The following is a 26,215-nucleotide window of genomic DNA, read 5'->3' on the forward strand; positions in this document are numbered from 1 at the left end:
GTACCGCCCTTCCGTCACCGAATCCGGGCACGGTAAACTGGCCCGCATCATGCAGCGGGCTCTTCTTCTCGGCCGCCGCGACGGGGTCTGATCGGACCGGCCTCCCGTCGCGGGGTTCTGCCGCGCCGGTCGACCCGCCTTTTCGGGACACCACCCACACCCACGGAGAATCGCATGTCACCCGCTGACGCCTTCGTATCCGGCACGCGCACCATCACCGCGCCCACCAAGCCCGCGCCCGCCGATCAGCCGGCCTGGAACAAGCAGAAGAACTCCTCCATGCCGACCTTCCGGTACCGGCCCTTCGCCGAGGAAGTCGAGCCGATCACACTGCCCGACCGCACCTGGCCGGACAAGGTCATCGATCGCGCGCCCGCCTGGTGCGCGGTCGACCTGCGCGACGGCAACCAGGCCCTGATCGACCCGATGAGCCCGGCCCGCAAGCGCCGCATGTTCGACCTGCTGGTGCGGATGGGTTACAAGGAAATCGAGGTCGGCTTCCCGTCGGCCAGCCAGACCGATTTCGATTTCGTCCGCGAGATCATCACCGACGGCGCCATCCCGGACGACGTCACCATCCAGGTACTGACCCAGTGCCGCCCCGAACTGATCGAGCGCACCTTCGAGGCCTGCTCGGGCGCGCCGAACGTCATCGTGCACTTCTACAACTCCACCTCCATCCTGCAACGCCGGGTCGTGTTCCGCGCCGACCGCGAGGCCGTGAAGAAGATCGCCACCGACGCGGCGAAGCTGTGCCTGGAGACCGAGAAGAAGCACCCCGACACCAACTGGCGCTACGAGTACAGCCCGGAGTCCTACACCGGCACCGAGCTGGAATACGCCAGGGAGGTCTGCGACGCGGTCTCCGAGATCATCGCGCCGACCCCCGACAAGCCGCTGATCATCAACCTGCCGGCGACCGTCGAGATGGCCACGCCGAACGTCTACGCCGATTCCATCGAGTGGATGCACCGCAACCTGGCCCGCCGCGATTCCATCGTGCTGTCGCTGCACCCGCATAACGACCGCGGCACCGCCGTCGCGGCCGCCGAACTGGGGTACCAGGCCGGCGCCGACCGCATCGAGGGCTGCCTGTTCGGCAACGGTGAGCGCACCGGCAACGTCTGCCTGGTCACCCTCGGCATGAATCTGTTCTCCCGTGGCATCGACCCGCAGATCAACTTCTCCGATATCGACGAGATCCGCCGCACGGTCGAATACTGCAACCAGCTGCCCGTGCACGAGCGCCATCCCTACGGCGGCGACCTGGTGTACACCGCGTTCTCCGGCTCGCACCAGGACGCCATCAACAAGGGCCTGGACGCGATGAAGGTGACCGCGGATGCGGCGGGCGCCGACGTCGACGACATCACCTGGGAGGTGCCGTACCTGCCGATCGACCCCAAGGACGTCGGCCGCACCTACGAGGCCGTCATCCGGGTCAACTCGCAGTCCGGCAAGGGCGGGGTCGCCTACATCATGAAGACCGATCACGGGCTGGCGCTGCCGCGGCGGCTGCAGATCGAGTTCTCCCAGGCCATCCAGAAGATCACCGACGGTGAGGGCGGCGAGGTGACGCCCAAGGAGATGTGGGACGTCTTCGCCACCGAGTACCTGAACCCGGTGCGCCCGCTGGAGCGGATCAAGCAGAAGGTCACCGCCTCGGAGACCGACGGCGGCACCGACACCATCACCGCGACGGTGAAGGTCGACGGTGTCGAGCAGGAGATCACCGGCACCGGCAACGGCCCGCTCGCGGCATTCGTCGACGCGATCGCGACCGTCGGCTTCGATGTGCAGGTGCTCGACTACTCCGAGCACGCCATGTCCGCCGGTGACGACGCGCAGGCAGCGGCCTACGTCGAATGCGCGATCGGCGACAAGACCGTCTGGGGTGTCGGCATCGCCACCTCGATCACCACCGCCTCGCTGCGCGCCGTGGTTTCCGCGGTCAACCGGGCGAACTGAGCGACCATCGGCGCGGTCCGGACGGCTTCGAGCCGGTCCGGGCCGCGCCGGTGCCGTCTCGGACCTGGTAAGCCACGGCATGCACGGGCCCGAACTCACCTGCTAGCGTTGACCCGCAACTGCGCCACCGAGCTCTCTGCTCGACATCCCGAGCAGATGGGGGAACTGTGACAGACAACGACAACCCGACTTCTCCGCCCTGGCTGCAGAGTCATCCGGCGGACGCCGGAATCGCCACCGACTCCGACACGACGCAGCAGCCGCAGCACGACACCGGTGAAGCCGAGCAGTCCGCGGCTGCCGAATCGAGCCCCGCGGGTGAGGCATCCGAGCCGGATTCGGGCAACGGTGCCGGTCCCGCCGACGCGACGTCGGTGTATTCGGTGAACGAATCATCCTTCGGCGCCGACCAGTTCGCCGCCTCCGGCGCGTCGGCACCCGGGCAGTTCGAGCCGCACAACAGTGGCGAGTTCGCACAACCCGGACAGTTCTCTTCGCACACCAGCGGTCAATTCGCGCAGCCGGGTCACACCAGCGGCCAGTTCGCCCAGCCGGGCCAGTTCCCCGAACCGGCGCCCGGTCAGTTCCAGGAGCAGGGATCCTTCGCTCCCCCGGGTCAATTCCCCGAGCAAGGCTCCTTCGCTCCCCCCGGACAGTTCCCCGAACAGGGCTCGTTCGCGCCTCCCGGGCAGTTCCCCGAACAGGGCTCCTTCGCTCCCCCGGGTCAATTCCCCGAGCAGGGCACATTCGCTCCCCCCGGACAGTTCCCGGAACAAGGATCGTTCGCCCCGCCGAACCAGTTCGCACCGTCCGGTGGGTTCGATCCTTCAGGGCAGGGCCAGTTCTCGCAGGCAGGCCCAGGGCCGTTCCCCGAGCAGCCGAACCAGGGTGGATTCGAGCCGCCCGCGCAGTTCGACCAGCAGCCGAATCAGGGCCAGTTCGCGCCGCACAGCAGCGGGCAGTTCGAGCAGCAGCCCGCCCCTGCGCAATTCGAGCAGCAGGGCGGCGCCGGACAGTTCTCGCAGCCGCCCGGCCAGCAGTTCGACGCAGGCCAGAGCCAGTTCGCCCAGGGCGGTTTCGCGCCGCAGGGCGAGCAGTTCCAGGCTCCGCCGCCCGCGCCCGAGCAGAGCAACCATCACCCGATGCCCGACGGCGGCGATCCGCACGGCGGCGCCATCAACAGCTGGGCCCCGCCGCCGGTGGCTCCGCAGCAGACCTACCAGCCGCCCATGCAGCAGTCCGGGCCCGCTGGCATGAGCGGGCCCGCGACCGGCCAGTACCAGACGCCGGACTGGCAGGGCGGGCCGCCGCAGACCCAGCAGCCGGGACAGCCGCAGCAGCAGCCGTTCGTGCCGCAGCACATGCCGCAGCCCGGTCAGCCCGGACATTCGGTCAACGACCTGAACCTGCTCAAGCGGGCACGCAAGGCGCCGCGCAGCGGGTGGCGTCGCGCCGTGCACAAGGCGTCGCGCGGCATCATCAATCCCGGTGAATCCGCGGCCGATGTGGTGCACGCCGACCTGGTGGAGCGTGTCAACCAGCCGGTGCGCGGCGACTACCGGATCGCGATCCTGTCGCTGAAGGGCGGCGTCGGTAAGACCACGACCACCGTCGGCATCGGCTCCACCTTCGCCTCGCTGCGCGGTGACCGCGTCATCGCCATCGACGCCAACCCCGACCTCGGCACCCTCGCGCATCGGGTGCCGCGGCAGACCCGTTCGACGGTCCGCAACCTGCTCGAAGACCAGCACATCACCCGGTACTCCGATGTCCGCGCGCACACCTCGCAGGCACCGAGCCGGCTGGAAGTGCTGGCCAGTGAACAGGATCCGGCCGTCTCGGAAGCCTTCAGCGAGGCCGATTACCGCAAGGCCATCGGCATCCTCCAGTCGTTCTACAACATCATCCTGACCGACTGCGGTACCGGTCTGATGCACTCGGCCATGGCCGGTGTGCTCGATATGGCCAGCTCGCTGGTCCTGGTCACCTCCCCCGCCATCGACGGCGCCCGCAGCGCCTCGGCCACCCTGGACTGGCTCGACCACCACGGTTACAGCAAGCTGGTGGAGCGGACGGTCGTGGTGGTCAACGCGTCTCGGCGCGGGGCCTCCTCGGTCGATATCGACCAGCTGCGCAAGCTGTTCCTGGACCGCACCCGCGCGGTGCAGGTGGTGCCGTTCGACGATCATCTGGCCGAAGGCGCGGAGATCGACCTGGAGCTGGTGAGCAAGCCGACTCGTCGCGCGCTGCTGGAGCTCGCGGCGATGGTGGCCGACGACTTCGGGTACGCCGCGAGTCAGCAGCAGTACGGTCAGCAGCAGTACGGGCGGTAATAGTCGCGCGCTAGTGTCGCGGGAAGGCTCGGTGGCTGTCCGGTAATGCTCCGCCTCCGAGCGCGGCCCCATGGCTTCGGTCGCAGTGCGCCCCGGCCCAGTCCGAGGTGGCCCACGGCTCGGTGCCCCATGCCGACGGGCTCAGTACCGAATGGATCCGGCTCAGTGCGTGGTGCCTGCGGCTCAGTCCGAGGTGGCCCACGGCTCGGCGCCCCATGCCGACGGGCTCGGTGCCGAATGGATCCCGGCTCGGTGCGCGGTGCCTCGCGGCTCAGTCCGGTATGGCGGCGGCCGCCGCGATGAACGCGTCCAGCACGGTGGCAATGGCTGGGCGTGCGTCGGCCCGAGGACGCGTCGCCAGCTCGTACAGTCGCGCCGCGCGGACGCCGGACAACCGCAGCACCGACAGTTCCGGGTGAGTGACGGCGTGGCGCGGCATCAGCGCTACGCCGTAGCCGGTCGCCACCAGTGTCTCGATCATGCGGAATTCATTGAGGCGCTGGGCTATTCGTGGCTCCACACCGGTCACGGTCGCGATCGAGCGCAGCACATCGTCGACCGGGAATCCGCCGCGCACACTCAACCAACTCTCGTCCGCCAGTTCCGCCGGGGTGACCGACGCGTGCCCGGCCAGCCGGTGCGTCGGCGCCACGACCACATCGATCGGTTCACGCATCAGCACCCGCGAGGCGATTCGCGGCCCCGCCAGCGGTGCGGCGCGTTCGTCGCGGTGGGTGAGGACGATGTCGTAATCGGCCAGCAGCCGGTGCGTTTCCGACGGCGGCACATCCTCGTCGCGGGCGACGACCTCGACCCCGCTGCCGGCCAGCGCGGGCAGCACCTTCGGCAGCAGCAGCGCCCCGCCGGACGGGAACACCGCCACCCGCACCCGGCCGCGCGGCGAGCCACGGTAATGCGCCATCTCGGCCACCGCCCGGTCCATGGCGGCGAGCACTTCGTCGGCGCGCACCACCAGCGCGTGCCCGGCGTCGGTGAGCCGCACCCGGCGCCCGTCCGGTTCCAGCAGCGCCACACCCGCTTCCCTGGCGAGCACCTTCAACTGCTGCGATACCGCGGACGGCGTCATGGACAGCGCGGCCGCGGTGGCGGCGACGGTGCCGCGGTCGGCGAACTCACGCAAGACCCGCAGCCGCTCCAGCGACATCGGCGAACCCACAGAATTCATTAAGCAATGCTACATAAATAGTGCAGATCAATTCGATTGTTCTGAGCATTCGCCGCCGCCATCCTGGACAACGTGACCACCCGCGACCGCTTGCTCGGACTGACCGTCGTCCTGCTCTGGGGCCTGAACTTCCTGGCCATCCGCATCGGCCTCGACCACCTGCCGCCGTTCTTCTTCGCCTCGCTGCGCTTCGCCGTCATCGCGGTCCCGGTCCTGCTGTTCATCCCGCGCCCGGATGTGCGGTGGCGCTGGATCCTGTTGTACGGGCTCGGTTTCGGCATGTTGCAGTTCGCGTTCCTGTTCACCGCCATGCGGGTGGGGATGCCGACCGGGCTGGCGTCGCTGGTGCTGCAATCGTCGGCGCCGTTCACCGTCGCGCTCGGCGCGTTGCTGCTGTCCGAACGCATCCGCCCGATCCAGGTCGCCGGCCTGGTGACGGCGGTCGCGGGCATGGCGATCATCGGCTGGGACCGCTTCGCCCACGCCAGCCTGATCCCGGTGCTGCTCACGCTGGCCGGCGGTTTCGGCTGGGCACTGGGCAATATCGGCGCCCGCCGCGCCGGCCAGGAATCGCCCGGCGTCAACCCGCTACACCTGACCCTGTGGATCGCCGTCGTTCCCGTCCTGCCCCTGTTCGCCCTCTCCGCGGCACTCGAAGGCCCCACCACCGGCTTCCACGACCTGGCAGCCACCTTCTCCCCCACCGGCTGGCCCGCCCTGGCCGCCCTCACCTACATCGCCCTGCTCGCCACCGTCGTCGGCTCCGGCCTGTGGACCTACCTCATGAGCCGCTACCCGGCCGGCGCCGTCGCCCCGTTCTCGTTGCTGGTTCCGGTGGTGGGCATCGCGGCCAGCTGGGCATTTCTCGATGAAACGCCCACGGCCGCAAGCCTCATCGGCGGGGTGATCGTCATCGCCGGCGCGTTCGCGGCCACCTCCGCCCCGCGGAAGCGGACCGATGCGGCCAGCACGAACAGCGAATCCTCGGCCGGATCCACCGTCCCACCTTCGGCCACAACCACACCAAGCCGGTCCGAATCTCACGTCAGGTGCTGACGCGCTCTGACACGCTGGGCAAACCGAAGGGGTTGGACTAACCTCTTAGCTACGGAGGTCCTCATGTCGGGCAACGCCGCCGAGCAGTTCAACATCCACGAAGCGAAGACGAACTTGTCGCGGATCATCGAGCGCGTCGAGCGCGGCGAAGAGATCGTCATCAGCCGCGCCGGGCACCCGGTCGCGAAGGTTGTCCCGCTGAAGCGGCGCGTGAATCGCCGAGGCCGTGGTTCGCTGCGCGGAACCCTTCGGCTTGCGCCGGACTGGGATTCCGAGGAAACGAACGCTGAGATCGCCCGCGACTTCGGAATGACGACATGAGCCTGCTGCTCGACACCCACGTCGCACTGTGGTGGCTCGACGGCGACCCCCGGCTCTCCGAGGACCTCATCGACACGCTGGATCACGAACCCGATGTGTACCTCAGCGCGGCGACCATCTGGGAAGTCGCGATCAAGCAGGCGGCCGGAAAGCTCGATGGACCACCGGATCTTCCCCAACTACTGCGCGACAGCGGTTTCGTCGAATTGCCGATCGATCATCGCCATGGCACCGTCGCGGGCAGGCTCCCGCTGATCCATCGGGATCCATTCGATCGAATGCTCGTTGCGCAGGCACAGTGTGAGGGACTTCGGCTCGTGACCGCCGATCCGTGGTGCCAGAAGTACGACGTGGGCATTCTGCCGGTGTGATTCGGGCGCAAGCGTTCTACTTCGACGCCGGGTTCTGGAGGTCTTCGGCGCGGAAGCGGCAGCCGGTGACGCCGGTGATGACCGCGGCTCCGTGGGTGATGATCGTTATTTTGTCGCCATTGTGTGGCGAACTCAGGACGACGTCGTGGCGGCCGGGCGAGTCGGCTCGGACGGTCAGTGAGGTCATTCCGTGCTGCGCTGCGGTATCTCGCGCGATGGTAATGACGCTGGGCCATTCGTCGTCATTGATCGGGGTTGGCGAGCGAAGTGTGTCGGTCGTCATCGAAACGCCGTCGGTTTCGAGGTAAGGGGATGGGCAACCGAGCGTTCCGAGAGCACGGTTGGCTGTGGTCTGCCACTCCAATGCTGGCGCGGCGGTTTCGACGGCGTCGGCGACCTGCCGGATGACTGCGGCGAGCTGCGCCTCGCTATCGTGAACGGATGGCAGCGCCCGCATATGGGCCTCGGCTTGGGCGATCTCGTCAGCACTCGCAGGTGCGCCGGGATCGTCGAGACGACTACCGCACGCCGTCAGGGCCATGAATGTCATGACCGCAAAGGCCATTCGAGTCAGCATTCGGCGCATGTCACCGGACCGCCAACTCCGGTAGCCCAGCAATGATCACGGCCATGTTGTACCCGGCAGTCCGGAGAAAGTACTGCTCGCCCACCTTGACCGGCCGGGGGTATTCACTGTGGCCATTACTGTCCTCTCGATGCACCTCGTCCTCGGTGGTGGACTCTCGCACCGACAACTGTTCGAGGTTCGTCGTCACCGGATCGGGACCGAATACTCCATAGTCGTCTGCCCACGCGATCGGATCGTCAGGTGCCCGCATGACGAAGCCGTGGCCTGGACGAAGGTTGAGGTCATTCTCATCGTCGGCGTTTATCGCCGCAACCAATCTCGAGCCTCAACATTCAACGGTGACTCCTGTCAGCGGCGGCCGAGCCCACTTGCACGTGGCGACGGCGCGCGCCGAGCAGCGCTCAGGCGCGGAGCCGTTCGCGACGAAGCTGCTCTACTTCCGGGAGATCCAGCGGTTCGAGCGCATCGACGCCGAGTGCCCGGGTGAGGATGAGGTCGGCGAGTTCCGGGTTGCGGGCCAGGGCGGGACCATGCATGTAGGTGCCGATGACCGAGCCCTGGACGACGCCCTCGAGGCCGTCGCCGACGCCGTTGCCCACACCGCGGGTCACCCGGGCCAGGCCGGTCGCGTCGGGACCGAGCGACGTTCCGCCGCGGTGGTTTTCGAAGCCGGTGAGCGGGGCGGTCAGGCCCGGGATGAGCGGGGTGGTCGTCACTTCGCCGATGGCGCGGGTGTCCTGGGGTGAGGTGGTGGCGTCGAGCAGGGCGACGCCCTCGACCCGTTCCCCCGATGACGTCTCGTACCACTGGCCGAGCACCTGGATGGCCGCGCAGATCGCCAGCACCGGTGCGCCTTTCGCGGCCGCCTGCTGCAAACCGGGGTAGCGCTGGAGGTGGCGGGTCGCCAGCCGCTGCGCCGAATCCTCGGCACCGCCGAGGGTGTAGACGTCCAGGGAGTCCGGCACCGGATCGGACAGGGTGATCTCCACGATCTCGGCGTCGTAGCCGCGCATCCGCAGCCGCTGGCGCAGCACCAGCGCGTTGCCGCCGTCACCGTAGGTGCCCATCACATCGGGCAGGACCAGCCCGATCCGCACGGTCGATTCACTCATCGGGTTGCCTTTCAGCGAGCATCGAGATCGCGGTTCAGATCGCGGAACGCGGTGTAGTTGGCCAGCACCTCGACCCGGCCCGCGGGACAGGAGGCGATGGCGCGCAACGGATCCGCGACGGTGGTGTGCTCGACACCGGCATAGGTGAGCCGGACCGCGAGATCGGTGGCGCGTTCACCGGCCGCCACCACCTGCACGCCCTCGAAATGCTCGAATCGCACATCCCACAGCCAGGACAGATCCTCGCCGTCGGGTACCTGACCGTTGACCGCGATCACCAGCCCGGCGGCGTCGTGATCGATCATCGACAGCGCTTCCTGCCAGCCGGCCGGATTCTTCGCCAGCAGCAGCCGCGCCGAATGCTCCCCGACCTGCACGGTCCGGTACCGGCCCGCGATCTCGCGCACCGTGCCCGCCGCCGCGGTCGCCTGCGCCGGATCCGCACCGAGCGCGACCGCCACGGCCACGGCCTGCGCGGCATTACCGCGATTGGCGCGGCCCGGCAGCGCGAGCCGCAGCTCGGCGGTGAATTCGTCAGGCCCGCGCAGCTTTTCGCCGTCCAGCCACCAATCCGGTTGCGGGCGCTGGAAATCGGCGCCGGTGCTGCGCCAGTGCTCGCCCTCCCAGACGATCGGTTCGCCGCTGCGTGGGCAGCTGGTGGCGTCCATCGCCCAGCCGCTGCCCGCGGCCACCCACACCACGTTCGGGTGGTCGTAGGCGATGGAGGTGATGAGCACGTCGTCGCAGTTGGCGATCACGACCGTGTCGGGGTGGCGGGCCAGGCCGGCGCGCAGCTTGCGCTCGATCATATTGATCTCGCCGACCCGGTCGAGCTGGTCGCGGCTGAGGTTCAGCAGCACCACCGCGGCCGGATTCAGCGAATCGGTGACGTGTGGCAGGTGCAGCTCGTCGACCTCGATGGCGGCCAGCCCGGCGGTCCGGTTGACGCTGAGCGCCGCGACGATGCCGGCGTCCATATTGGCGCCGTCGGCCTGGGTGGCGACGTCGCCGAGGGTGCTCAGCGCCGCCGTCGTCATCCTGGTGGTGGTCGACTTGCCGTTGGTGCCGGTGACCAGCACCGTTCGCCGTCCACGACCCAGTTGATCCATGATCGTCGGATCGATTTTCAGGGCGATCAGCCCGCCGATCATCGACCCCTTGCCGCGACCGGCCTTCTGCGAGGCCCACGACGCCGCAGCCGCCGCCCGCAGCGCGATCCGCCCGCGCACCGATATGTCTGCCACGCCGCGAGTCTATGTTCGCCGCGTGCGGCGGGCCGGGTCAGGTCGGGGAGTCGTTGTAGAGCTTGCGCTCGTAGTTGGCCGCCGAGTAGTAGGCCTCCAGGTCTTCGACGCTTTCGCTGACGTTGGTCTGCACCTCTTTGATCAGCCGCGCCGGGCTGGGCAGGGTGTCGACCGGCCAGTGCCGCGGCTCCCAGAGGTGGCTGCGCATGAACGCCTTCGCGCAGTGGAAGAAGATCTGCTCGATGTCGACCTCGACCGCCAGGATCGGCCGGTGCCCGCGCACCACCATGTCCTCGAAGTACGGCGCGTCGCGGACGAGCCGGGCGCGGCCGTTGATGCGCAGCGTCTCGCGCCGGCCCGGGATCAGGAAGATCAGCCCGACGTGCGGATTGGACAGGATGTTGAGGTACCCGTCGGCGCGCCGGTTGCCCGGCCGTTCCGGGATGGCGAGGGTGGTGTCGTCGAGCACCTTGACGAACCCGGCCGGATCGCCCTTCGGTGAGGCGTCGCAGTTGCCGTCGGCGTCGCTGGTGCACATCACCAGGAACGGGGTGAGCGCGATCCACTCCCGGTCGCGCGGATGCAGGGCGACACGCTCCTTGCTCACCGCGCGCGGCATGACTGCGCCGAGCAGCTCCCTGAGTTCGGCGGGATCGGTGATCTCCGGGGCGTTGTCGCTCATAGCCACGATTGAAACATCCGGCGGTGGTCGCGGCGAACCTGTTTTCGCCGGGCCGGGCGTCTCAGATGTCGATATCGAATATGTTCGGCTCGCCGCGGGCGTAGCGGTCGGCGTCCAGCTGCCGCAACGGCTCCAGTTCAGGTGAGCGGTACAGGGTGAAGGTGCGGCAGCGTGGTGCGTCGGAACCGGTGACGTCGAGCAGCGCGTTGACGGCGCCGCGAGCCGATTCGCTGGCGCCTTCCATCGTGGCGAGGTCGATATTGGTGCGCACGTAGTCGCCGGCGAGGAAGAGATTCTCCAGCGCGCCGTGTGACTGCGGGCGCGAATTCCAGGACCCGGCGGTATTGATGAGCAGCGGGTCGGCGTTGGCGTTGCGGCGCTGCTCGGCCTGCCAGGTGATGCCGGGATCGAGGAACCAGGAGTGCAGGTCGGCCTCGCGCAGGACCTCGCCGCGGTCGTTGAGGTGGGTGGTGATCTGCGCCCAGGTTTCGCGGGCGATCTCGTCAGGGGTGCATTCCTTGGCCGGTTTGCCGTACAGGATGCCGGGGGTGTTCCAGTTGGAGATGTCCACCGACAGGCAATCAGCCACGGTGCCGTCACCGAATTCGGGGAGTTTGCGGGTCCAGAGCTGGTTCTGGCTGATCGAGGTGATCGCCCATGGTGAATCGATGAAGGCCGCGTGCCCGGAGACGATATCGGGTGAGGTGCGCAGATAGAACTGGATGCCGTTCATCCAGTCGGTGTAGAGGTTGTCCATCGCGGCCAGTTCGGGGCGAATGGCCCGGATATCGGGCGACCAGAGTGTGCGCGCGCGTTCGGCGGGCAGCGCGACCACATAGTGATCGGCCTCCACGGTGCGCGCCGCCCCGGTGCCGTCGACGATGCGTGCGCCGCTGATCCGCCGGTCCCGCACATCGAGCCCGCGCACCTCGGCGCCGAGCTCGAAGCGGACACCGAGCCGGCGCAGCAACGCCACCCACGGATCGATCCACGCGTCGTTGGTCGGCCCGTTCAGCACCCGATCCAGGTCGCCGTCATTGCCGATCTCGAGCGGATTGCCGAGGAACTGTTCGCCCATATTGCCGATGGTGCGCGCGCTGGCCATGTCCTCCTTGGCCGCTACCAGCAGGCTGGTGAGGGTGCGCGAGAGCAGGGCGCGGAATTCGTGGGATCGCTTGTGCCCGTGCACGAAATCGCGCCACGACATGTACTCCCATTGACCGAAGCGGCGGGCGTCGCAGCTGCTGAAGAACACCAGCAGCCGATTCGCGAAGAACGCGGCCTCACCCGGTGGCATCTTCAAGGCCGTCGCGATAGTCGCGCCCATCGTCTCCCGGAAGGCCTGCGGGGTCGCGGTGGCCAGATGCGCGGCGCCGAGCGGGAGCCGGAAATCGTCGCCGTCGCGCCGGGCGAATCGTGCCTCCGATGCGGCGACCAGGTTGTTCCACACGCCATCCGGGTTGTCGCCGAAGGGAATTCGCCGCATCGTATCGGGGACGTGGTGGTAGAAGCCGGGGAAGAACCGGAAGCCGTGCTCGCCGGGCAGGTCCGGGCGGCCATCGGTCCCCGTCCCGGGCACCCCGATGCTGCGTGCCTTTCCGCCCAGCGCCCTGCGCTCGTAGACGGTGACCTCGAAGCCGCGTTCGGCCAGCTCGTGCGCCGCCGTCAGGCCCGCGACCCCGCCGCCGAAGACCGCGACCCGCGTCCCCGGGCGGGCCGCCGCGGATCTCGTCCCGAGCGCCCCCGCCGACGCCACACCGACCCCCGCCGCGACCGCGCCGCGAAGAACCGCCCTCCGCGATACGGTCCACTGTTGTTTCGCCATGCGCCGCTCTGCTGCCTAGCCTCGGGACCTCACTGATTGCCGACCACTCTAAGCGCACGCCGGTTGAACGGCTGGCCGGGTCGGTGAAAGCGGCCGTGCCTTAGGTGACCGAGCCCTGCCGCCGGCCAACGCTGCACACTCCTACGTGCGACCCCGCATATGTTGTGGCGACGTTGGGGGCTTGCAGCCTGTGCGAAGTGCTCAGAACTTGTGCGAGGAACGGCCTCCGCTAGGAGCCGGGCGGCAGGTTCAGGCTGGTCGGGTGGTGGGGTGACTGCCCGGTCAGCGTGCTCGCCGTTGCCTGGTCTTGTGCGGCGAGGCTGTCCGCCGATGTCTTCAGCGACTCCGCCATCTCGCCGAGGTTGCGCTCCAGCAGGGTGCGCCGGTCGTCGAGGTAGGTGGTGAACCGGGCGAACGCCGGCACGGCCTCCCCTTTCCACGCCTCGTGACTGTCCGCGATGGCCTGGTCGGTCTCCCGCAGTGCCGTACCGGAGTCGGTGAACAACACGTCGAGCCGACCGGCAGCGGCACGCAACACTTCGGGATCGACAGAAACCTGATCAGCCATATTTCCCCCTCGGCCTACCGAAATCGCCTGTCCCCGATACGATACCCACGGACGCAGACGGCACACACAGTCTGGGGGGACGCCCGATCATGATGCTGCCCGATATCCGGTGGTGGAACGAACTCGCACTCGAAATGCTCGAAACGTCGCTGTCACGGCGGATCAGCACAATCGAAGACGTCAACAAGCAGCTCGCCGACATCGCGAAACTCCCCGGCTGGGAAGGCGACGCCGCCGAAGCCGCCCGCCGCCGCTTCGCCGACACGTCCGATCAACTCACCGATGAGGCATCTGCCCTCGGCGCCGTTCGTGCGTTGACCACGCAGACCCGTGAGGCCGTCAAACACCTGAAGCAGACCCTCGCTGATATCGACCGCCGCGCCACCGAGGCCGGCCTCGAGGTCTGGGACCACGGCCACGTCACCATCGCTGACAAACCCGACGCCCCAGACCCGGCCTCGGTAGAAGCCCTGCGCCTCGAGCTGATCGACGCCGCCCGCGCCGTCATGCGCCAAGCCGACGACATCGTCGCCGACGCCGCCGCCGTCCTGAACAAAGCCGCCAACGGCGAGATCACCGACAACGGGGCCACCGATGTCGTCGCGGCGTCCACCACCGGCGCCACCCAAGGCGGCCTCACCGCCCCCGCACCACCCGACAACGCGTCACCCCGCGAGAACAACGCCTACTGGGACGCACTCGACGACCGCCAACGCCGCGAAATCATCGACCAGCACCCCGAATGGATCGGCAACCGCGATGGCATCCCCTCCATGGCGCGCCACGAGGCCAACGTCAACCGCATCGACGACGAGCGAGCGCGGTTGATCGCGGAACGGGACCGGTTGAAGGAGGAGTTGAAGGATGATCCAGGACCGCCGAAGAACCCGAACGCGCCGATACCGAATGCGGACAAGAAGGCCGAATTGGCGCGGGTGGAGGCGAAGTTGAGTGATCTCGATTCGCTCGAGCAGACTCTTTCGGATCACCCGCTCGATCCGAACAACCCGGACGCGGGCGCACGACTGCTTTTGCTGGATATGCAGTCCGGGGACAAGGGGATGGCTGCGATCGCGATCGGGGATCCCGACAATGCTGACCATGTCTCAGTGACGGTCCCGGGAGTTTCGACGACTGTGCCGTCGTTGAGCGGAATGGCGACTGAAGCAGAGGCCGTGCAGCGAGAAGCCGACAAGCAGTTGGCCCTACAGGGGCGGTCCGGGGAGCGAGTAGCGACGATCGCGTGGCTCGGATATGAGCCGCCGCCCGATATCGGCCCCGCCGCGGCGAGCACCGGCCGCGCCGAGGATGGGGCGCCCAAGCTGGCCGAATTCTTCAAAGGCTTGGATGCAGCCTCGAACAAGACCGATCCCCATATCACCGCGTTGGGCCACTCATATGGCAGTTACACGACAGCACTCGCGCTTCAGGAACTCGGACCCGAGAACCCTGTCGACGATGCCGTCTTTTACGGTTCGCCGGGGATCAATGCCGACGACGAATCCGACCTCAACCTTGGTCAGGGTCATGGATTCGTCATGCGTGCGCCCGACGACCCGATCACCTGGGCGGACGGAATCGGCGTCTTCGGCCCAGACCCGGTGACTACACGCCTCGAACAGATTTCGGTCCGCGAAACCACCACGAGCGACGGCGTCCACCGGGAGGACTCGAACGGTCACAGCGAATATCCACGGCCGAGCGGAAATGGCGAACTTCGGACCGCGGGCTACAACATGGCCGTAATCGTCGCCGGACTGCCGCATCTGGTGGTGCGCTGAGATGGTGACTCCGAGCTACGTACGGACTCTGGTTTCGGTCGTCGTGTTGATCGGCGCCCTCAGCGGCTGCGGGAGTCGCCTGGACGATCCCGACCAACCACCCACACCCGACGAAATCGCGCATGCCGAGGATGCAATGCGGAAGTTGCCGTCTGTGCAGGACACAGAACAACAGCTTTCCGCACTCATGTGGCAGATTGCCGATTCCACCAGATCCGTTGCACCAGGACTCGACTGGCAGCCGAAAACCGACCGGGCTCAGGGAACTCTCGGATGTCCCTCGCCGTACCGTGAGACCGCCGGGGTATCGATGACGACGGACAGTATCTATTCGCCGATCCCGATCACCGATGCCGAATGGCCCGAGGTCCTCCGAATCACCCGTGACCTCGCTGCACCACACGGCATCACCGCACTCACCGTGCGCGTTGACGAACCCGGACACCACGACGTCACGCTGCACTCCCCTGACCACGGCAACGAGATCAGCATCGGCTCGCGCAACGCCGCCCTGATCACCGGCTTGACCGGTTGCCGCTTCCGCGCCGAAGACCTCCAGAACCCGGCGTCGAAGTAGATTTCCCGCGAACACCTGCGCACCTGACGACGGTCGGCAAGACGGCGATGGTGTACCGCGCCGAGACGGGTCAAGCAACGCCATGACCCGTCTCGGGTAGGACCTATGTCGTCATGCCGAAGTCGCAGACGATCTCGACGTTTCGTTTCATCGGAGTCCCAGTCCGACATGAGTGGAAGTCTTCCGCGTAGAGAGCCTCGGCCTCGACCATCTACGCCTCGCTCGGCGACGACGTGGATCGCACCACGTCTGGAGGATCGCACGACGTCATGGTTCGCAGCCGTCTACCAGGACTGAAAGAAGCTTCGATTACGCCGCTCGTTGAGCTCTATCAGCTCTTCCTCGGTAAGTTCGTCATCCGGATCGGCAGGCTCGGTGTTCGCCGAACGGACGGGTTCGCGCGGAGGGGGTTGCTGGGAGGCAGTCTCGAGCGAATCCACAACTGCGGCGATACGCGGATCGGCACTCAGCTCGTCGATTGCCTCATGGGCGTTCTCGCGCGCCTGCGCTAGTGCCTCGCCGGCAAGGGTCGTGATCAGTGCGCCGAGCTCTGTCCCGTATGGAGTGATGCTCTCGTCGATCCGTACGGACTCGAGAGACCCATCGGCTCGGACCTCAACCGAGACGCCGTATCGGCCGACAGTGGACGTGTCGGTTGTCAATGCCCGTCGAACCTTGTCCATGTGACCGGTGATCGGGTCGATCGAATCCGAGTGCATCCCTGTCTGCTCCCACGCTAATGAAATCCGGCCGTGCTAGCGTAGCAACCGATTTGGGGAGGTAGCTGTGTCCGAATTGTATGTTGATCCGCCGGCCGTGGAAGCGATGATCGCAGCACTGGGCACGTCGCGCACCGCGCTGGAGGCGGTACCGACGAAAAGCTTCATTGCGCAGATCGAGGAAGCCCTGCCCGGGAGCGGGCTCGGTCACGCGTATATGCAAGCCGGTTGGCGGGCCAACGCGGGCGTGCGGGGCGTCGGAGGACAACTTCAGGAGATCGCCGACAAAGCCAAAGCGGATATCGCGGCGTTCCAGGCAGGCGATTCGCAGAATGCGTTGGGCATTACTGGTGCCGGTGATCAGCCCCGATGAGTTCACTACCGCCGACCAAGACACAGATACGCGCCTGGAACACTGCACCCCTGTCGGATCAGGGCATGGAATGGGCGCGGGCGGCACAGGCGGTCAATACTGAGCATGGCGCAGTCACCCATCAGTTGGCGGACTCACCTGGATTTTGGCGAGGCGATGCCGCCGACGCCATGCGCGGCAAGGGTGACCAGGTACGAGGTGTGTTGACGGAAGTCGCCGATGCTCTCGAAAGCGGCGCAATTGCGAGCAACCAGATGGCCCAGGTCCTCGATTTCGCGAAAATAGCTGCTGTCGATGCCATCTCAGCGGCAGAAAAAGAAAAGTTCATCGTGGCCGAGGACGGCAGCGTCAGCTACTCCGATGACACGATCGCATGGTTGTACACCCAGGACGGATTCAAGCCTCCCGCTATAGCTCGACTAGTTCTCGGCAGTATGGCCAGGCAACATTCCGACACAATCAAGGCAGCGCTACGCTCAGCGGGAGACGCCGCGGAGTCCGCCAGGAAGGCGCTCGAAAATGCATTTGACGAGATCCCGATCCCGGACAATTTGAAGCTGGAAGGGATCCTCAACACCTATCAGGTGGAAGCGGATCCGGAGGGCCTGGTCGAGTGGCCGAGCGGTAGCGATCTTACCGGGATGGCAGCAACCCTCGGGATTGTCGAACCACAGAAGGTGACAGCAAGTGAAGCTGAAATGCTGGATCGACTCAGCCTTGGCGACAAGATTCGCTTCTATCGCATAAAATCCGAAGCGGAAGACACCGCGAAAGAAATATTCGGCGGCGAGCAAGACGATCACACGGACGCATTTCGTCACGCCTACTGGAACGCCTTGATGACGCAGGAGTTCGGCGAGGACTGGACGAAGGAGTACACGTCGAAACACGAGGCGAGAGGTGACAACGCGGCTGTCCGCGAGGCAATGGATCTGTACAACAACGAAGTTGGCCGAACGATTGCATTGCAGAATCCTGATGCCGATTCCGATGAATTGCGGGAAAAGGTGAGGCAAGCGGTAGACAGTGGCAACACCGTCATAATCGACCAAAACAAGAATCTGAACTGGACAAATCAAGTCCAAAATGGGCATACGGTGAATTCAGCAGAGTTCGATCAGAACCCGTTCTTCTTGCCAGGCTCCCCGGTACCAGATGACAAGCCGTCACCCAAGTAGACCCGATACCGATTCATTCAAAGGAAGCAGAAATCGTGTGGTCACCGTACCTGATCAATAAAGCAGCCCTGGCGTCCTTGGTGTGCGGCCTGCTCGTAGCACCAACCAGTGGTTGTCTTCCTTCGATTTCCGGGGACGAGGTCAATGTTTCCGAAGACAGCACATCGCTCGAGGGCTCATTTCAACGACTCAAAGATTCCCACGGGTCATCGACGCTCGGATCCGTCATTTCTGAATCCGGGATCCCAGTGGGAGATTGGGAACGCATGTACACGTTCTATTCGCCCGTCGACGGCGATGATATCGATTCTGCGCTCGGTACCGACACCAATTGGTCAGGGCTTCCTGGTGATTCGGACTCGGCAGTGCAGGTATTCGTCGGGGGCGGGGACGTGCGATATGCATTCATCGACAACCATCCGCGGTACGGCGTCGGGCGCAATCGGTACGCTACTCCGGAATCTCTGGTACGCGCTGTTCTGGACGAGCAGCAGACACCGCTCGGAAAAACGACCGCCTGGGTTATCGACATCGAAGAGTTCGGATGAAGGCACCACGCGTGCTGGGGCAAGTGGCATCGCGGTATGGCAGACCGGGCGGCATGACCTCATGCGTTGTGGTGACCGGCCAAGCCGTCGGGGCGTGGGGCAGACCACGACACGCCTCCCGGTAACGTCCCACTGCCCGGCACACCCCGGTGCTATGCACGAGATACGGACCCAGACGGTTGGAGGCGATATGCGCGCGACGAACTGTCCGTCCTGTGTGGCGGCGCTCGATCACTGCCATGGCACGCTCATCGTGCATGCCGGACGTATCGCGGAATGCACCGACGCCGACTGCTTCGATTTCGACCACGCCAGGCACACGTTTGTCGTCGAATGTACGGATCTCGCGGGCGGGTGCCGCTGTGATGCGCCCGCACTGGCTGATGTCGTGCGGGCCGGGTAACTCACCGGGCACGGGCCGACGCTCCCACCACTTCACCGCCGGCCGCCGACGCTACCGAGGTAGCACCCGAATCCGGCCAGGAAATTCCGGGAGGCGGACCGGCACCCGTACGCTGGCCGGGTGAGCTACGACCACATTCTGTTGCCCTCCGGCGCGGCCGCGACTCCGGCCGAGGTCGACGCGTATCTGACCGCCCAGCAGGGGCAACCGGAAAGTGCGATCGTCGCGGCCATCGCGGCCGAGGTGAATCGGCGCAATGACGAGCTGCCCGAAGAGGACACTTTTCTCAGTTCGGGGCCGATCGGTGGTTCCGACACCGGGACGGTGCTGCAAATCTCCAGTCCGTACGACGCGATCGGGTTCGTGCGTGAGCTGCTGTTCCAGCTCGCGACCCCGCAGAACTACGCCGTCTACGATCCGCAGCTCACCTGGCTGATCGATCCGGCGGGACATGTGCCGGTGCAGGTGTCGCACGGCGGGGCCGGCGAGTTCCCGTATCTGACGAAGACGCTGGCGCAGCGCTGGGTGGCCGAGCTGGCCGCGCCGAACCCGTACCTGGTGGTGTCGCGGGGCGAGCAGGACTACATCCAGACCTATCACCAGGAACCGGAATACATCCTGGAGTACCGCGACGGGTCGCCGAAGAAGCACTTCACGGCCACGCTGGACGACGCGTCGCGGGTATCGGAACTGATCTGGGCCTGGACCACCGGCGATCGCGCCGCGCTCGATGACGTCGCCTGGACCAAGCTGAAGCTCTGAGGCCTACCTACCGGCTTACAGCGCGCGCCGTCCCGACAGCGCCCGGCCCAGCGTTAGCTCATCGGCGAATTCCAGATCGCCGCCCATCGGCAGCCCGGAGGCCAGCCGGGTGACGCTGAGGCCTGGGAAATCGCGCAGCATCCGCACCAGGTAGGTGGCGGTGGCTTCGCCCTCGGTGTTGGGGTCGGTCGCGATGATCACCTCGGTGACGTCGACGCCGTCCTCCTGATTGCCGATGCGGGCCAGCAGTTCCCGGATCCGCAGCTGGTCCGGGCCGACGCCGCTGAGCGGGTCGAGCGCACCGCCGAGCACGTGATAGCGGCCGCGGAACTCGCGGGTGCGTTCGATGGCCTGGACGTCTTTGGGTTCTTCGACGACGCAGATCATGGTGCAGTCGCGGCGCGGGTCGGCGCAGATGCGGCACAGTTCGCCGTCGGCGACGGTGCCGCACATGGCGCAGAAACGCACGCCGTCACGCACCTTTTGCAGCACGGCTTGCAGCCGGTCGATTTCCGGCGGCTCCACCTGCAACAGATGGAAGGCGATGCGTTGCGCGCTCTTGGGACCGACGCCTGGCAGTTTGCCCAGCTCGTCGATCAGATCCTGGACCGGGCCCTCGTACACCTGCGCTGACTCCGGTCGGTCACATGCCGGGCAGGCCGGGCAACCCGCCCGCGCCGCCGGCCAGCGGGCCGAGCTTCTCCGAGGCCAGCTGCTGGGCGTTGGCCATGGCGTCGTTGACCGCGCCGATGACCAGATCTTGCAGGGTTTCGACGTCGTCGGGGTCGACGGCCTTGGGATCGATGGTCAGCGACTGCACCTCACCGGTGGCCTTGATGGTGACCTTGACCAGGCCGTTGCCTGCTTGGCCCTCGACTTCGGCGGCGGCGATCTCGGCCTGCGCCGCGACCATCATCTCCTGCATCTGCTGGGCTTGGGCGAGTATCTGCTGCATATCGAACTGACCACCGGGCTGCACGCCTGTTACCTCTTCTCCAGCCGATCCGCGGAATGTGTCATCGCCAGCCTAGTGGACTCGGCGCGGCGCGGCGGCCGCACGCCCGGCATCGCGGCAGCGAACTCACCCCCGGCCGAACGGCAGCCGGTGAGCCGGAACCGCGGCACGATTCGCGGCATCGGGAATCAGCATGCTGACCTCTATCGATTCCCCGACGAGACACGCGTAAGCGGGCTTAGGATCGCGACAGGTCCGCTTCCGCCCAGCGGACCCGCCGAGACACCGTGTGGTATCGCAACCACGCAGCGATCATCGACGCCGAACCCGGGGGGACAACCCACACCGAGGAGGCTCGGATGGCTCGCAAGACCCCGATGAACCCGATTCGACGCGGTCGGATGCGCACCCGCAGGCTCGCAACCGCGCTGTCCGCGGCAGCGGCAGCCTTGTTGATGGTCACCGCTCCCGCGAGTGCCGATCCGGCGCCGGTGGCCACCGATTACGGCGGCGGCTGCGTCATCGACCCCGCCAACGGTGCGGCCACCGTCGACGCCCTGCGCTTCCGGTGCAGTCCCGAACAGCAGGACGCCATCTTCAAGGCTTCACCGCGCGGCGCGGTACCCAGTGGCGTGAAGAACGGCTGGGTGACCCGACCGCCGGTGATGCAGGCGCTCGCACCCGCCCTGTGGATCGGCAAGACCTTCTACACCGGCCCGGACGGCGGCTGGCTGATGAACCGGGTCACCCCGGCCGGCATCGAGGCCTGGCGCGCCGACATCTACACCGCACCCGCTCTAGTCGACGGCGCGCCCACCTGGGCGCTGAACTACGCGCCCTCGCCCACACCGCAGGTCTACGACGAGATCCGCGAGGTCAGCCCCGGCGTCTGGTTCGGCTACTCCTGGTGGCGTGGCGCCTTCCAGACGACCCTGATGCTCACGTTCGTACTGGCTTGACCCTCCGGTAGCCGGAGGGTATTTGCTCGGGTCATGACAGCGATCGTCCCGATCGGCGAGTTCGCCAGGCTGACCCACCTGAGCGTGAAAGCCCTGCACCACTACCACGACATCGAACTGCTGGTGCCCGCCCAGGTCGACGCGGGCACCGGCTATCGGCGGTATTCGACCGAGCAGGTCGCCGACGCGCAGCTCATCCGGCGGCTGCGCGAGCTGGATATGCCGCTGCCGGAGATCCGCGCGGTGCTCGCGGCCTGCGATGTGGCCGACCGTGACGCGGCACTGCGCGCGCATCTGCTGCGCATGGAGAAACAGTTGCAGCGCACCCAGGAGGTGGTCGCTTCGCTGCGCGGGCTGCTGACCGCCGCGCCGCCGCTGACGGTGACTTATCGGCGGATTCCGGCGTTCACCGCGCTCACCCGCACCGCGGTCGTGGCGCGTGAGCAGATCGACCGGTGGTGCGCCGAGACGTTCCCGATGCTGGACGAGGCGCTGGCGGCGGCCGGGCTCCTGCCCGCCGGTGCGGCAGGGGCAGGCTACGCGCCGGAGTTCTTCACCGCCGAGGCCGGCGAGGTGGTCGGTTTCGTTCCCGTCGCCGCGGATGTGACCGCCGAATTCCCCGACGGGCTCACCCTGACGACGCTGCCCGCCCGCGATTTCGCCGTCGCCACCCACGACGGCCCCTACAGCGAGATCGACCGCGTCTACGGCGCGCTGGGCACGCACGTCGCCGAACACGACATCGCACTGCCCGAACCGATCCGCGAGCTCTACCTGATCGGGCCGGACCGCTCCCCCGACCCGGCCGGTTACCGCACCGAATTGTGCTGGCCGATCGCCGCGTGAGCCGCACCGCGCCGGTTATCCGGCATTCAACAGACCCCCGCACGCCAGAAGGAGATCACCGATGACCCTGTCCATCGCCAACGTCACCATCGACTGCCACGATCCCGGCAAGCTGGCCGATTTCTATTCGCGGCTGCTCGGCCATCCCGTGGATCCGGACGCCACCGATTACTACTCGACGGTCGGTCGCAGCTCCGGGATGACGACCCCGCTGATGTTTCTGAAGGTTCCGGACAAAACGCCCGGAAAGAATGTCGTGCACCTGGATCTGGCGACCAGGCAGTGGCGTGAGGAAATCGAACGCGCGGTCTCCCTCGGCGCCCGGCATATCGCCGATTACGACGAGTACGGGATCAAGTGGGCCACCCTCGCCGACCCGGAGGGCAATCTGTTCGATATCGGCGACCACGACTGACCGGAAAGGTACCGGCCGGGTGGCGACCCGGCCGGTATCCGGCTCAGCCCAGTTCGTTCTTCAGGTTGGCCAGCACCTCGGCCTGGATCTTCTTCAGCCCCAACGGCGCGAAGATGCCCTCGAAGATGCCCTTGATGCCGCCCGCGCCCTGCCAGGTGGTGGACAGGGTGACCTGCGAACCGGCGGCGTCGGGGGTCACCGTCCAGGTGTTGACCATCGACGAGTTGGCGTCGCGCTCGACGACCTCGGACTCCGAGACCGACACGGTGGCACGCACATTGCGCTGCCGGCTCTCGGTCGCCTGCAAGGTCCACTGCGCCACCGTTCCGGCGCCCTGACCGCCCTCGATCACCTGGTAATCGCGGTAGTGCGAGGTGAGGATGCGCGGGCGCACCTCGGCGTAGTCCGCGATCGCCGTCAGAGTGCGCTGCGGATCCGCTCCCACCACGATCGAACTGCTGGCACTGACCTGTCCCACGATGAACTCCTTGTCCGGATGCGGTATCTCGACCCCATCCTGCCCTGCCGGCTTCGCGGCCCGGCGCCCGGTCGGCGACCGCTTTACCGAATTCCGCTCGCCGCCGGTTCGAACACGGTGCAACATATGCGTGACATTTCATCCGAGTCGGGGACCTCACAGTGGCCGACCATGATCGCGAGTATTAGCGTCGAGGAGTGGCAGTGAGTCTGTTGGGGAAGGCCGGCCACGCTCCGGCCGCATATGAATCCGGGTTCGCAGCGCACCGAGAAGGCGTGCAACGCCTCCTCGCGAGCTATCGCGCCATCCCACGCGATGCCGACGTGCGCCTGGCCAAGAAGACCTCCAACCTGTTCCGGGCCAGAGCGAAGAACACCGCTCCCGGCCTGGACGTCTCCGGGTTGACCAAGGTCATCGCGGTCGATCCGGTCGCCAAGACCGCCGACGTCGCGGGCATGACCACCTATGAGGACCTGGTCGCGGCGACGCTGCCGTACGGGCTGGCACCGCTGGTGGTGCCGCAGCTGAAGACCATCACCCTCGGCGGCGCCGTCACCGGGCTCGGTATCGAGTCGACCTCGTTCCGCAACGGCCTTCCGCACGAATCGGTGCTGGAAATGGACGTGCTGACCGGAGCGGGCGAGATCATCACCGCCACCCCCGACGGCCCGGACGCCGACCTGTTCCGCGGTTTCCCCAACTCCTACGGCACCCTCGGCTACTCCACCCGGCTGAAGATCGAACTGGAAACCGTGCAGCCGTATGTGGCGCTGCGCCATCTGCGCTTCCACGATGTGCGCGAACTCGAGGCGACGCTGGCCAGGATCGTCGACGAACGCAGCTACGACGGCGAACGGGTCGACTACCTCGACGGCGTGGTGTTCACCGCCGAGGAGAGCTACCTGACCCTCGGCAGGCAGACCGACGAACCCGGCCCGGTCAGCGATTACACCGGCATGGACATCTACTACCGGTCCATCCAGCACGATTCCGGCGCACCGAAACGCGACCGGCTCACCATCCACGACTATCTGTGGCGCTGGGACACCGACTGGTTCTGGTGCTCGCGCGCCTTCGGCACGCAGAACCCGAAGATCCGCCGGTTCTGGCCGAAGAAGTACCGGCGCAGCAGCTTCTACTGGAAGCTGGTCGCCCTCGACCGCCGCTACCACATCGGCGACAAACTCGAGGCGCGCAAGGGCAACCCGCCGCAGGAGCGGGTCGTGCAGGACATCGAGGTGCCGGTGGAACGCACCGCCGATTTCGTCGAATGGTTCCTGCGCGAGATCCCGATCGAGCCGATCTGGCTGTGCCCGCTGCGATTGCGCGAACCGAGGGTGCCGGGAACAACCGCGCGCCCGTGGCCGCTGTACCCGCTGGAGCCGGACCGCACCTACGTCAATGTCGGGTTCTGGTCGGCGGTCCCGACGGTGCCGGGGCAGATCGAGGGTGCGGCCAACCGCGCGATCGAGCAGACCGTCACCGAGTTCGACGGGCACAAATCGCTGTACTCGGATTCGTACTACGACAAGGATGAGTTCGCGGCACTCTACGGCGGCGACGGCTACACCGAACTGAAGAAACGCTACGACCCGGACCAGCGCCTGCTGGATTTGTATTCGAAGGCGGTGCAACGCAAATGACGACGTTCAAGGATCGATCCGATGTTTTCGCGGATCTGGGCACCAAGCTCACGATCGCCGAGATCTTCGAAACCCTGGTCGAGGGCGAGGTCCCCATCCGGTTCACCGCCTACGACGGCAGCGCCACCGGACCGGAGGATTCGCCGTACGCGCTCAATATCGAGACCCCGCGCGGCATCAACTATCTGGCCACCGCGCCCGGCGATCTCGGCATGGCGCGCGCCTACATCTCCGGTGATATGACCGTCACCGGCGTCCATCCCGGCGACCCGTACGAGATCCTGCGGGCGATGGACAGCCTGAAGTTCCGCCGCCCGTCGGCGCTGGCGCTGCTGACCATCGCCCGTTCGCTGGGCTGGGAGCGCCTGCGCCCGGTGCCGCCACCGCCGCAGGAGACGGTGCCGCGCTGGCGGCGCATCGCCATGGAGGGCCTGCGCCACTCCAAGACCCGCGACGCCGAGGCCATCCACCACCACTACGACGTCTCCAATGCCTTCTACGAGCATGTGCTCGGCCCGTCCATGACCTACACCTGCGCCTGTTACGGCGACGAGAACTGGACGCTGGAGCAGGCGCAGGAGAACAAGTACCGGCTGGTCTTCGACAAGCTGCGGCTGAAGGAAGGCGACCGGCTGCTCGACATCGGCTGCGGCTGGGGCGGAATGGTGCGGTATGCCGCCAAGCGCGGCGTCAAGGTGATCGGCGCGACGCTGTCGGCGGAGCAGGCCGAATGGGCGCAGAAGAAGATCGCCGAAGAGGGCCTGTCCGAATTGGCCGAGGTGCGCCATTCCGATTACCGCGACATCGCGGAAACGGGATTCGACGCGCTGTCCTCGATCGGGCTCACCGAACACATCGGCGTGCACAACTACCCGTACTACTTCGGCTTCATCAAGAGCAAGCTGCGCGACGGCGGCCTGTTCCTCAACCACTGCATCACCCGCCCCGACAACACCCGCACCACCAAGGCCGGCGATTTCATCGACCGCTACGTCTTCCCCGACGGTGAGCTGATCGGTTCGGGCCGGATCATCTCCGAGATCCAGAACATCGGCCTGGAAGTGATGCACGAGGAGAACCTGCGTGAGCATTACGCGCTGACGCTGGCCGAATGGTGCAAGAACCTGGTGGAGAACTGGGATGCCTGCGTCGCCGAGGCCGGTGAGGGCACCGCCAAGGTGTGGGGCCTGTACATGGCGGGCAGCCGGTTGGGCTTCCAGCGCAATGTGGTTCAGCTGCATCAGGTCCTCGGGGTGAAACTCGGCCCGGACGGTCGCAACAACCTGCCGCTGCGGCCGTGGTGGCAGCCGTAAAGCGCTGACC

At 66.7% G+C, this 26,215-nt stretch carries 30 protein-coding genes; 17 read left to right on the forward strand and 13 right to left on the reverse strand.

Features of this window, described 5'->3' with window-relative positions; genetic code table 11:
* The first annotated feature begins 174 nt into the window (after window positions 1-174).
* On the forward strand, window positions 175-1,968 hold the full coding sequence (gene leuA / locus FEK34_RS10815; RefSeq protein ID WP_138447723.1) for a 2-isopropylmalate synthase: 1,794 nt from the start codon (window positions 175-177) through the stop codon (window positions 1,966-1,968).
* 167 nt (window positions 1,969-2,135) lie between these two features.
* On the forward strand, window positions 2,136-4,301 hold the full coding sequence (locus FEK34_RS30720; protein WP_249358973.1) for an AAA family ATPase: 2,166 nt from the start codon (window positions 2,136-2,138) through the stop codon (window positions 4,299-4,301).
* A gap of 271 nt (window positions 4,302-4,572) precedes the next feature.
* On the opposite strand, the gene FEK34_RS10825 is transcribed toward FEK34_RS30720, so the two are convergent.
* Window positions 4,573-5,466 (reverse strand): LysR family transcriptional regulator, encoded by an 894-nt coding sequence (locus tag FEK34_RS10825; protein WP_138448104.1) that lies wholly within the window; start codon window positions 5,464-5,466, stop codon window positions 4,573-4,575.
* A 93-nt stretch (window positions 5,467-5,559) separates the two neighbouring features.
* Here FEK34_RS10825 and FEK34_RS10830 point away from each other — a divergent pair, with 93 nt between their 5' ends.
* From FEK34_RS10830 to FEK34_RS10840, 3 genes are all read left to right on the forward strand, one after another.
* Window positions 5,560-6,543: an EamA family transporter gene (locus FEK34_RS10830; RefSeq protein WP_138447724.1), complete on the forward strand. Its 984-nt coding sequence runs from the start codon at window positions 5,560-5,562 to the stop codon at window positions 6,541-6,543.
* A gap of 63 nt (window positions 6,544-6,606) precedes the next feature.
* Complete coding sequence (locus tag FEK34_RS10835; protein WP_138447725.1) at window positions 6,607-6,864, forward strand: type II toxin-antitoxin system Phd/YefM family antitoxin; 258 nt, start codon at window positions 6,607-6,609, stop codon at window positions 6,862-6,864.
* Entirely contained in the window at window positions 6,861-7,235 is a 375-nt protein-coding gene (locus FEK34_RS10840; RefSeq protein ID WP_138447726.1) for a type II toxin-antitoxin system VapC family toxin, read from the forward strand. Before FEK34_RS10835 ends, FEK34_RS10840 begins: the two co-directional genes overlap by 4 nt.
* 16 nt (window positions 7,236-7,251) lie before the next feature.
* Here the strand turns inward: FEK34_RS10840 and FEK34_RS10845 are convergent, their stop codons facing one another.
* The 8 genes from FEK34_RS10845 to FEK34_RS30725 all read right to left on the reverse strand — a co-directional run bounded on the left by FEK34_RS10845 (window position 7,252) and on the right by FEK34_RS30725 (window position 13,770).
* Window positions 7,252-7,800, reverse strand: a complete 549-nt coding sequence (locus FEK34_RS10845) for an LppA family lipoprotein (protein ID WP_171048136.1) — start codon at window positions 7,798-7,800, stop codon at window positions 7,252-7,254.
* Between the two features lie 22 nt (window positions 7,801-7,822).
* The gene (locus FEK34_RS10850) at window positions 7,823-8,074 is read right to left on the reverse strand and encodes a hypothetical protein (RefSeq protein ID WP_249358975.1); all 252 of its coding nucleotides are present in this window, start codon (window positions 8,072-8,074) and stop codon (window positions 7,823-7,825) included.
* A gap of 151 nt (window positions 8,075-8,225) precedes the next feature.
* Window positions 8,226-8,936 carry a type 1 glutamine amidotransferase gene (locus FEK34_RS10855; RefSeq protein WP_138447728.1) on the reverse strand — a complete coding sequence of 237 codons (711 nt, stop codon included), beginning with the start codon at window positions 8,934-8,936 and terminating at the stop codon, window positions 8,226-8,228.
* 11 nt (window positions 8,937-8,947) lie between these two features.
* The gene (locus tag FEK34_RS10860) at window positions 8,948-10,180 is read right to left on the reverse strand and encodes a MurT ligase domain-containing protein (RefSeq protein ID WP_138447729.1); all 1,233 of its coding nucleotides are present in this window, start codon (window positions 10,178-10,180) and stop codon (window positions 8,948-8,950) included.
* Between the two features lie 37 nt (window positions 10,181-10,217).
* Entirely contained in the window at window positions 10,218-10,862 is a 645-nt protein-coding gene (locus FEK34_RS10865) for a pyridoxamine 5'-phosphate oxidase family protein (RefSeq protein ID WP_138447730.1), read from the reverse strand.
* Between the two features lie 61 nt (window positions 10,863-10,923).
* On the reverse strand, window positions 10,924-12,687 hold the full coding sequence (locus FEK34_RS10870) for a hydroxysqualene dehydroxylase (RefSeq protein ID WP_249358977.1): 1,764 nt from the start codon (window positions 12,685-12,687) through the stop codon (window positions 10,924-10,926).
* Window positions 12,688-12,916: 229 nt separating this feature from the next.
* Window positions 12,917-13,255, reverse strand: coding sequence for a WXG100 family type VII secretion target (locus tag FEK34_RS10875; protein WP_138447731.1), 339 nt, complete (start codon window positions 13,253-13,255; stop codon window positions 12,917-12,919).
* Window positions 13,256-13,407: 152 nt separating this feature from the next.
* On the reverse strand, window positions 13,408-13,770 hold the full coding sequence (locus FEK34_RS30725) for a hypothetical protein (RefSeq protein ID WP_249358979.1): 363 nt from the start codon (window positions 13,768-13,770) through the stop codon (window positions 13,408-13,410).
* Here FEK34_RS30725 and FEK34_RS10880 point away from each other — a divergent pair.
* Together FEK34_RS10880 and FEK34_RS10885 are read left to right on the forward strand one after the other, a co-directional pair.
* Entirely contained in the window at window positions 13,762-15,036 is a 1,275-nt protein-coding gene (locus tag FEK34_RS10880; protein WP_249358981.1) for an alpha/beta hydrolase, read from the forward strand. The genes FEK34_RS30725 and FEK34_RS10880 overlap by 9 nt on opposite strands.
* 46 nt (window positions 15,037-15,082) lie before the next feature.
* The gene (locus FEK34_RS10885) at window positions 15,083-15,613 is read left to right on the forward strand and encodes an LppA family lipoprotein (protein ID WP_171048138.1); all 531 of its coding nucleotides are present in this window, start codon (window positions 15,083-15,085) and stop codon (window positions 15,611-15,613) included.
* A 284-nt stretch (window positions 15,614-15,897) separates the two neighbouring features.
* Here the strand turns inward: FEK34_RS10885 and FEK34_RS10890 are convergent, their stop codons facing one another.
* A complete protein-coding gene (locus FEK34_RS10890; RefSeq protein ID WP_138447734.1) occupies window positions 15,898-16,332 on the reverse strand; it encodes a YbaB/EbfC family nucleoid-associated protein in 435 nt (144 codons plus the stop codon).
* A 67-nt stretch (window positions 16,333-16,399) separates the two neighbouring features.
* On the opposite strand from FEK34_RS10890, the gene FEK34_RS10895 reads away from it, so the two are divergent.
* From FEK34_RS10895 to FEK34_RS10915, 5 genes are all read left to right on the forward strand, one after another.
* Window positions 16,400-16,705, forward strand: a complete 306-nt coding sequence (locus FEK34_RS10895) for a hypothetical protein (protein WP_138447735.1) — start codon at window positions 16,400-16,402, stop codon at window positions 16,703-16,705.
* Window positions 16,702-17,883 (forward strand): WXG100 family type VII secretion target, encoded by a 1,182-nt coding sequence (locus tag FEK34_RS10900; protein WP_138447736.1) that lies wholly within the window; start codon window positions 16,702-16,704, stop codon window positions 17,881-17,883. Before FEK34_RS10895 ends, FEK34_RS10900 begins: the two co-directional genes overlap by 4 nt.
* Window positions 17,884-17,918: 35 nt before the next feature.
* A complete protein-coding gene (locus FEK34_RS10905; protein WP_138447737.1) occupies window positions 17,919-18,431 on the forward strand; it encodes a hypothetical protein in 513 nt (170 codons plus the stop codon).
* 190 nt (window positions 18,432-18,621) lie between these two features.
* Window positions 18,622-18,834 (forward strand): hypothetical protein, encoded by a 213-nt coding sequence (locus FEK34_RS10910; RefSeq protein WP_138447738.1) that lies wholly within the window; start codon window positions 18,622-18,624, stop codon window positions 18,832-18,834.
* A 120-nt stretch (window positions 18,835-18,954) separates the two neighbouring features.
* Window positions 18,955-19,596, forward strand: a complete 642-nt coding sequence (locus tag FEK34_RS10915; protein WP_138447739.1) for a hypothetical protein — start codon at window positions 18,955-18,957, stop codon at window positions 19,594-19,596.
* A gap of 15 nt (window positions 19,597-19,611) precedes the next feature.
* Here FEK34_RS10915 and recR read toward each other — a convergent pair whose 3' ends face one another.
* Both recR and FEK34_RS10925 read right to left on the reverse strand, forming a co-directional pair.
* Entirely contained in the window at window positions 19,612-20,220 is a 609-nt protein-coding gene (recR, locus tag FEK34_RS10920; RefSeq protein ID WP_138447740.1) for a recombination mediator RecR, read from the reverse strand.
* Between the two features lie 19 nt (window positions 20,221-20,239).
* Window positions 20,240-20,575, reverse strand: a complete 336-nt coding sequence (locus tag FEK34_RS10925; protein WP_138447741.1) for a YbaB/EbfC family nucleoid-associated protein — start codon at window positions 20,573-20,575, stop codon at window positions 20,240-20,242.
* A 335-nt stretch (window positions 20,576-20,910) separates the two neighbouring features.
* Between FEK34_RS10925 and FEK34_RS10930 the strand changes: the two genes are divergently transcribed.
* From FEK34_RS10930 to FEK34_RS10940, 3 genes are all read left to right on the forward strand, one after another.
* Complete coding sequence (locus FEK34_RS10930) at window positions 20,911-21,510, forward strand: hypothetical protein (protein ID WP_138447742.1); 600 nt, start codon at window positions 20,911-20,913, stop codon at window positions 21,508-21,510.
* A 33-nt stretch (window positions 21,511-21,543) separates the two neighbouring features.
* Window positions 21,544-22,356 carry a MerR family transcriptional regulator gene (locus FEK34_RS10935; protein ID WP_138447743.1) on the forward strand — a complete coding sequence of 271 codons (813 nt, stop codon included), beginning with the start codon at window positions 21,544-21,546 and terminating at the stop codon, window positions 22,354-22,356.
* A gap of 61 nt (window positions 22,357-22,417) precedes the next feature.
* Window positions 22,418-22,771: a VOC family protein gene (locus FEK34_RS10940; RefSeq protein ID WP_138447744.1), complete on the forward strand. Its 354-nt coding sequence runs from the start codon at window positions 22,418-22,420 to the stop codon at window positions 22,769-22,771.
* Between the two features lie 43 nt (window positions 22,772-22,814).
* On the opposite strand, the gene FEK34_RS10945 is transcribed toward FEK34_RS10940, so the two are convergent.
* Window positions 22,815-23,249: an SRPBCC family protein gene (locus FEK34_RS10945; RefSeq protein WP_014348569.1), complete on the reverse strand. Its 435-nt coding sequence runs from the start codon at window positions 23,247-23,249 to the stop codon at window positions 22,815-22,817.
* A gap of 212 nt (window positions 23,250-23,461) precedes the next feature.
* Here FEK34_RS10945 and FEK34_RS10950 point away from each other — a divergent pair, with 212 nt between their 5' ends.
* Together FEK34_RS10950 and FEK34_RS10955 are read left to right on the forward strand one after the other, a co-directional pair.
* Window positions 23,462-24,892 (forward strand): FAD-binding oxidoreductase, encoded by a 1,431-nt coding sequence (locus tag FEK34_RS10950; protein ID WP_432760949.1) that lies wholly within the window; start codon window positions 23,462-23,464, stop codon window positions 24,890-24,892.
* Window positions 24,889-26,205, forward strand: coding sequence for a class I SAM-dependent methyltransferase (locus FEK34_RS10955; RefSeq protein ID WP_138447746.1), 1,317 nt, complete (start codon window positions 24,889-24,891; stop codon window positions 26,203-26,205). The genes FEK34_RS10950 and FEK34_RS10955 overlap by 4 nt, the downstream gene beginning before the upstream one ends.
* Window positions 26,206-26,215: the final 10 nt, after the last annotated feature.

The sequence above is a fragment of the Nocardia cyriacigeorgica genome (assembly GCF_005863245.1).
GTDB lineage: Bacteria > Actinomycetota > Actinomycetes > Mycobacteriales > Mycobacteriaceae > Nocardia > Nocardia cyriacigeorgica_C.

Excerpts from the sequence above, each read along its gene's own strand:
- leuA (WP_138447723.1), top strand. The coding sequence starts at position 175 with ATGTCACCCGCTGACGCCTTCGTATCCGGCACGCGCACCATCACCGCG.
- FEK34_RS10825 (WP_138448104.1), bottom strand. The coding sequence starts at position 5,466 with ATGTCGCTGGAGCGGCTGCGGGTCTTGCGTGAGTTCGCCGACCGCGGC.
- FEK34_RS10835 (WP_138447725.1), top strand. The coding sequence starts at position 6,607 with ATGTCGGGCAACGCCGCCGAGCAGTTCAACATCCACGAAGCGAAGACG.
- FEK34_RS10840 (WP_138447726.1), top strand. The coding sequence starts at position 6,861 with ATGAGCCTGCTGCTCGACACCCACGTCGCACTGTGGTGGCTCGACGGC.
- FEK34_RS10845 (WP_171048136.1), bottom strand. The coding sequence starts at position 7,800 with ATGGCCTTTGCGGTCATGACATTCATGGCCCTGACGGCGTGCGGTAGT.
- FEK34_RS10850 (WP_249358975.1), bottom strand. The coding sequence starts at position 8,074 with ATGCGGGCACCTGACGATCCGATCGCGTGGGCAGACGACTATGGAGTA.
- FEK34_RS10855 (WP_138447728.1), bottom strand. The coding sequence starts at position 8,936 with ATGAGTGAATCGACCGTGCGGATCGGGCTGGTCCTGCCCGATGTGATG.
- FEK34_RS10865 (WP_138447730.1), bottom strand. The coding sequence starts at position 10,862 with ATGAGCGACAACGCCCCGGAGATCACCGATCCCGCCGAACTCAGGGAG.
- FEK34_RS10870 (WP_249358977.1), bottom strand. The coding sequence starts at position 12,687 with ATGGCGAAACAACAGTGGACCGTATCGCGGAGGGCGGTTCTTCGCGGC.
- FEK34_RS10875 (WP_138447731.1), bottom strand. The coding sequence starts at position 13,255 with ATGGCTGATCAGGTTTCTGTCGATCCCGAAGTGTTGCGTGCCGCTGCC.
- FEK34_RS10880 (WP_249358981.1), top strand. The coding sequence starts at position 13,762 with ATGCGCCAAGCCGACGACATCGTCGCCGACGCCGCCGCCGTCCTGAAC.
- FEK34_RS10890 (WP_138447734.1), bottom strand. The coding sequence starts at position 16,332 with ATGCACTCGGATTCGATCGACCCGATCACCGGTCACATGGACAAGGTT.
- FEK34_RS10900 (WP_138447736.1), top strand. The coding sequence starts at position 16,702 with ATGAGTTCACTACCGCCGACCAAGACACAGATACGCGCCTGGAACACT.
- FEK34_RS10910 (WP_138447738.1), top strand. The coding sequence starts at position 18,622 with ATGCGCGCGACGAACTGTCCGTCCTGTGTGGCGGCGCTCGATCACTGC.
- FEK34_RS10930 (WP_138447742.1), top strand. The coding sequence starts at position 20,911 with ATGGCTCGCAAGACCCCGATGAACCCGATTCGACGCGGTCGGATGCGC.
- FEK34_RS10935 (WP_138447743.1), top strand. The coding sequence starts at position 21,544 with ATGACAGCGATCGTCCCGATCGGCGAGTTCGCCAGGCTGACCCACCTG.
- FEK34_RS10940 (WP_138447744.1), top strand. The coding sequence starts at position 22,418 with ATGACCCTGTCCATCGCCAACGTCACCATCGACTGCCACGATCCCGGC.
- FEK34_RS10955 (WP_138447746.1), top strand. The coding sequence starts at position 24,889 with ATGACGACGTTCAAGGATCGATCCGATGTTTTCGCGGATCTGGGCACC.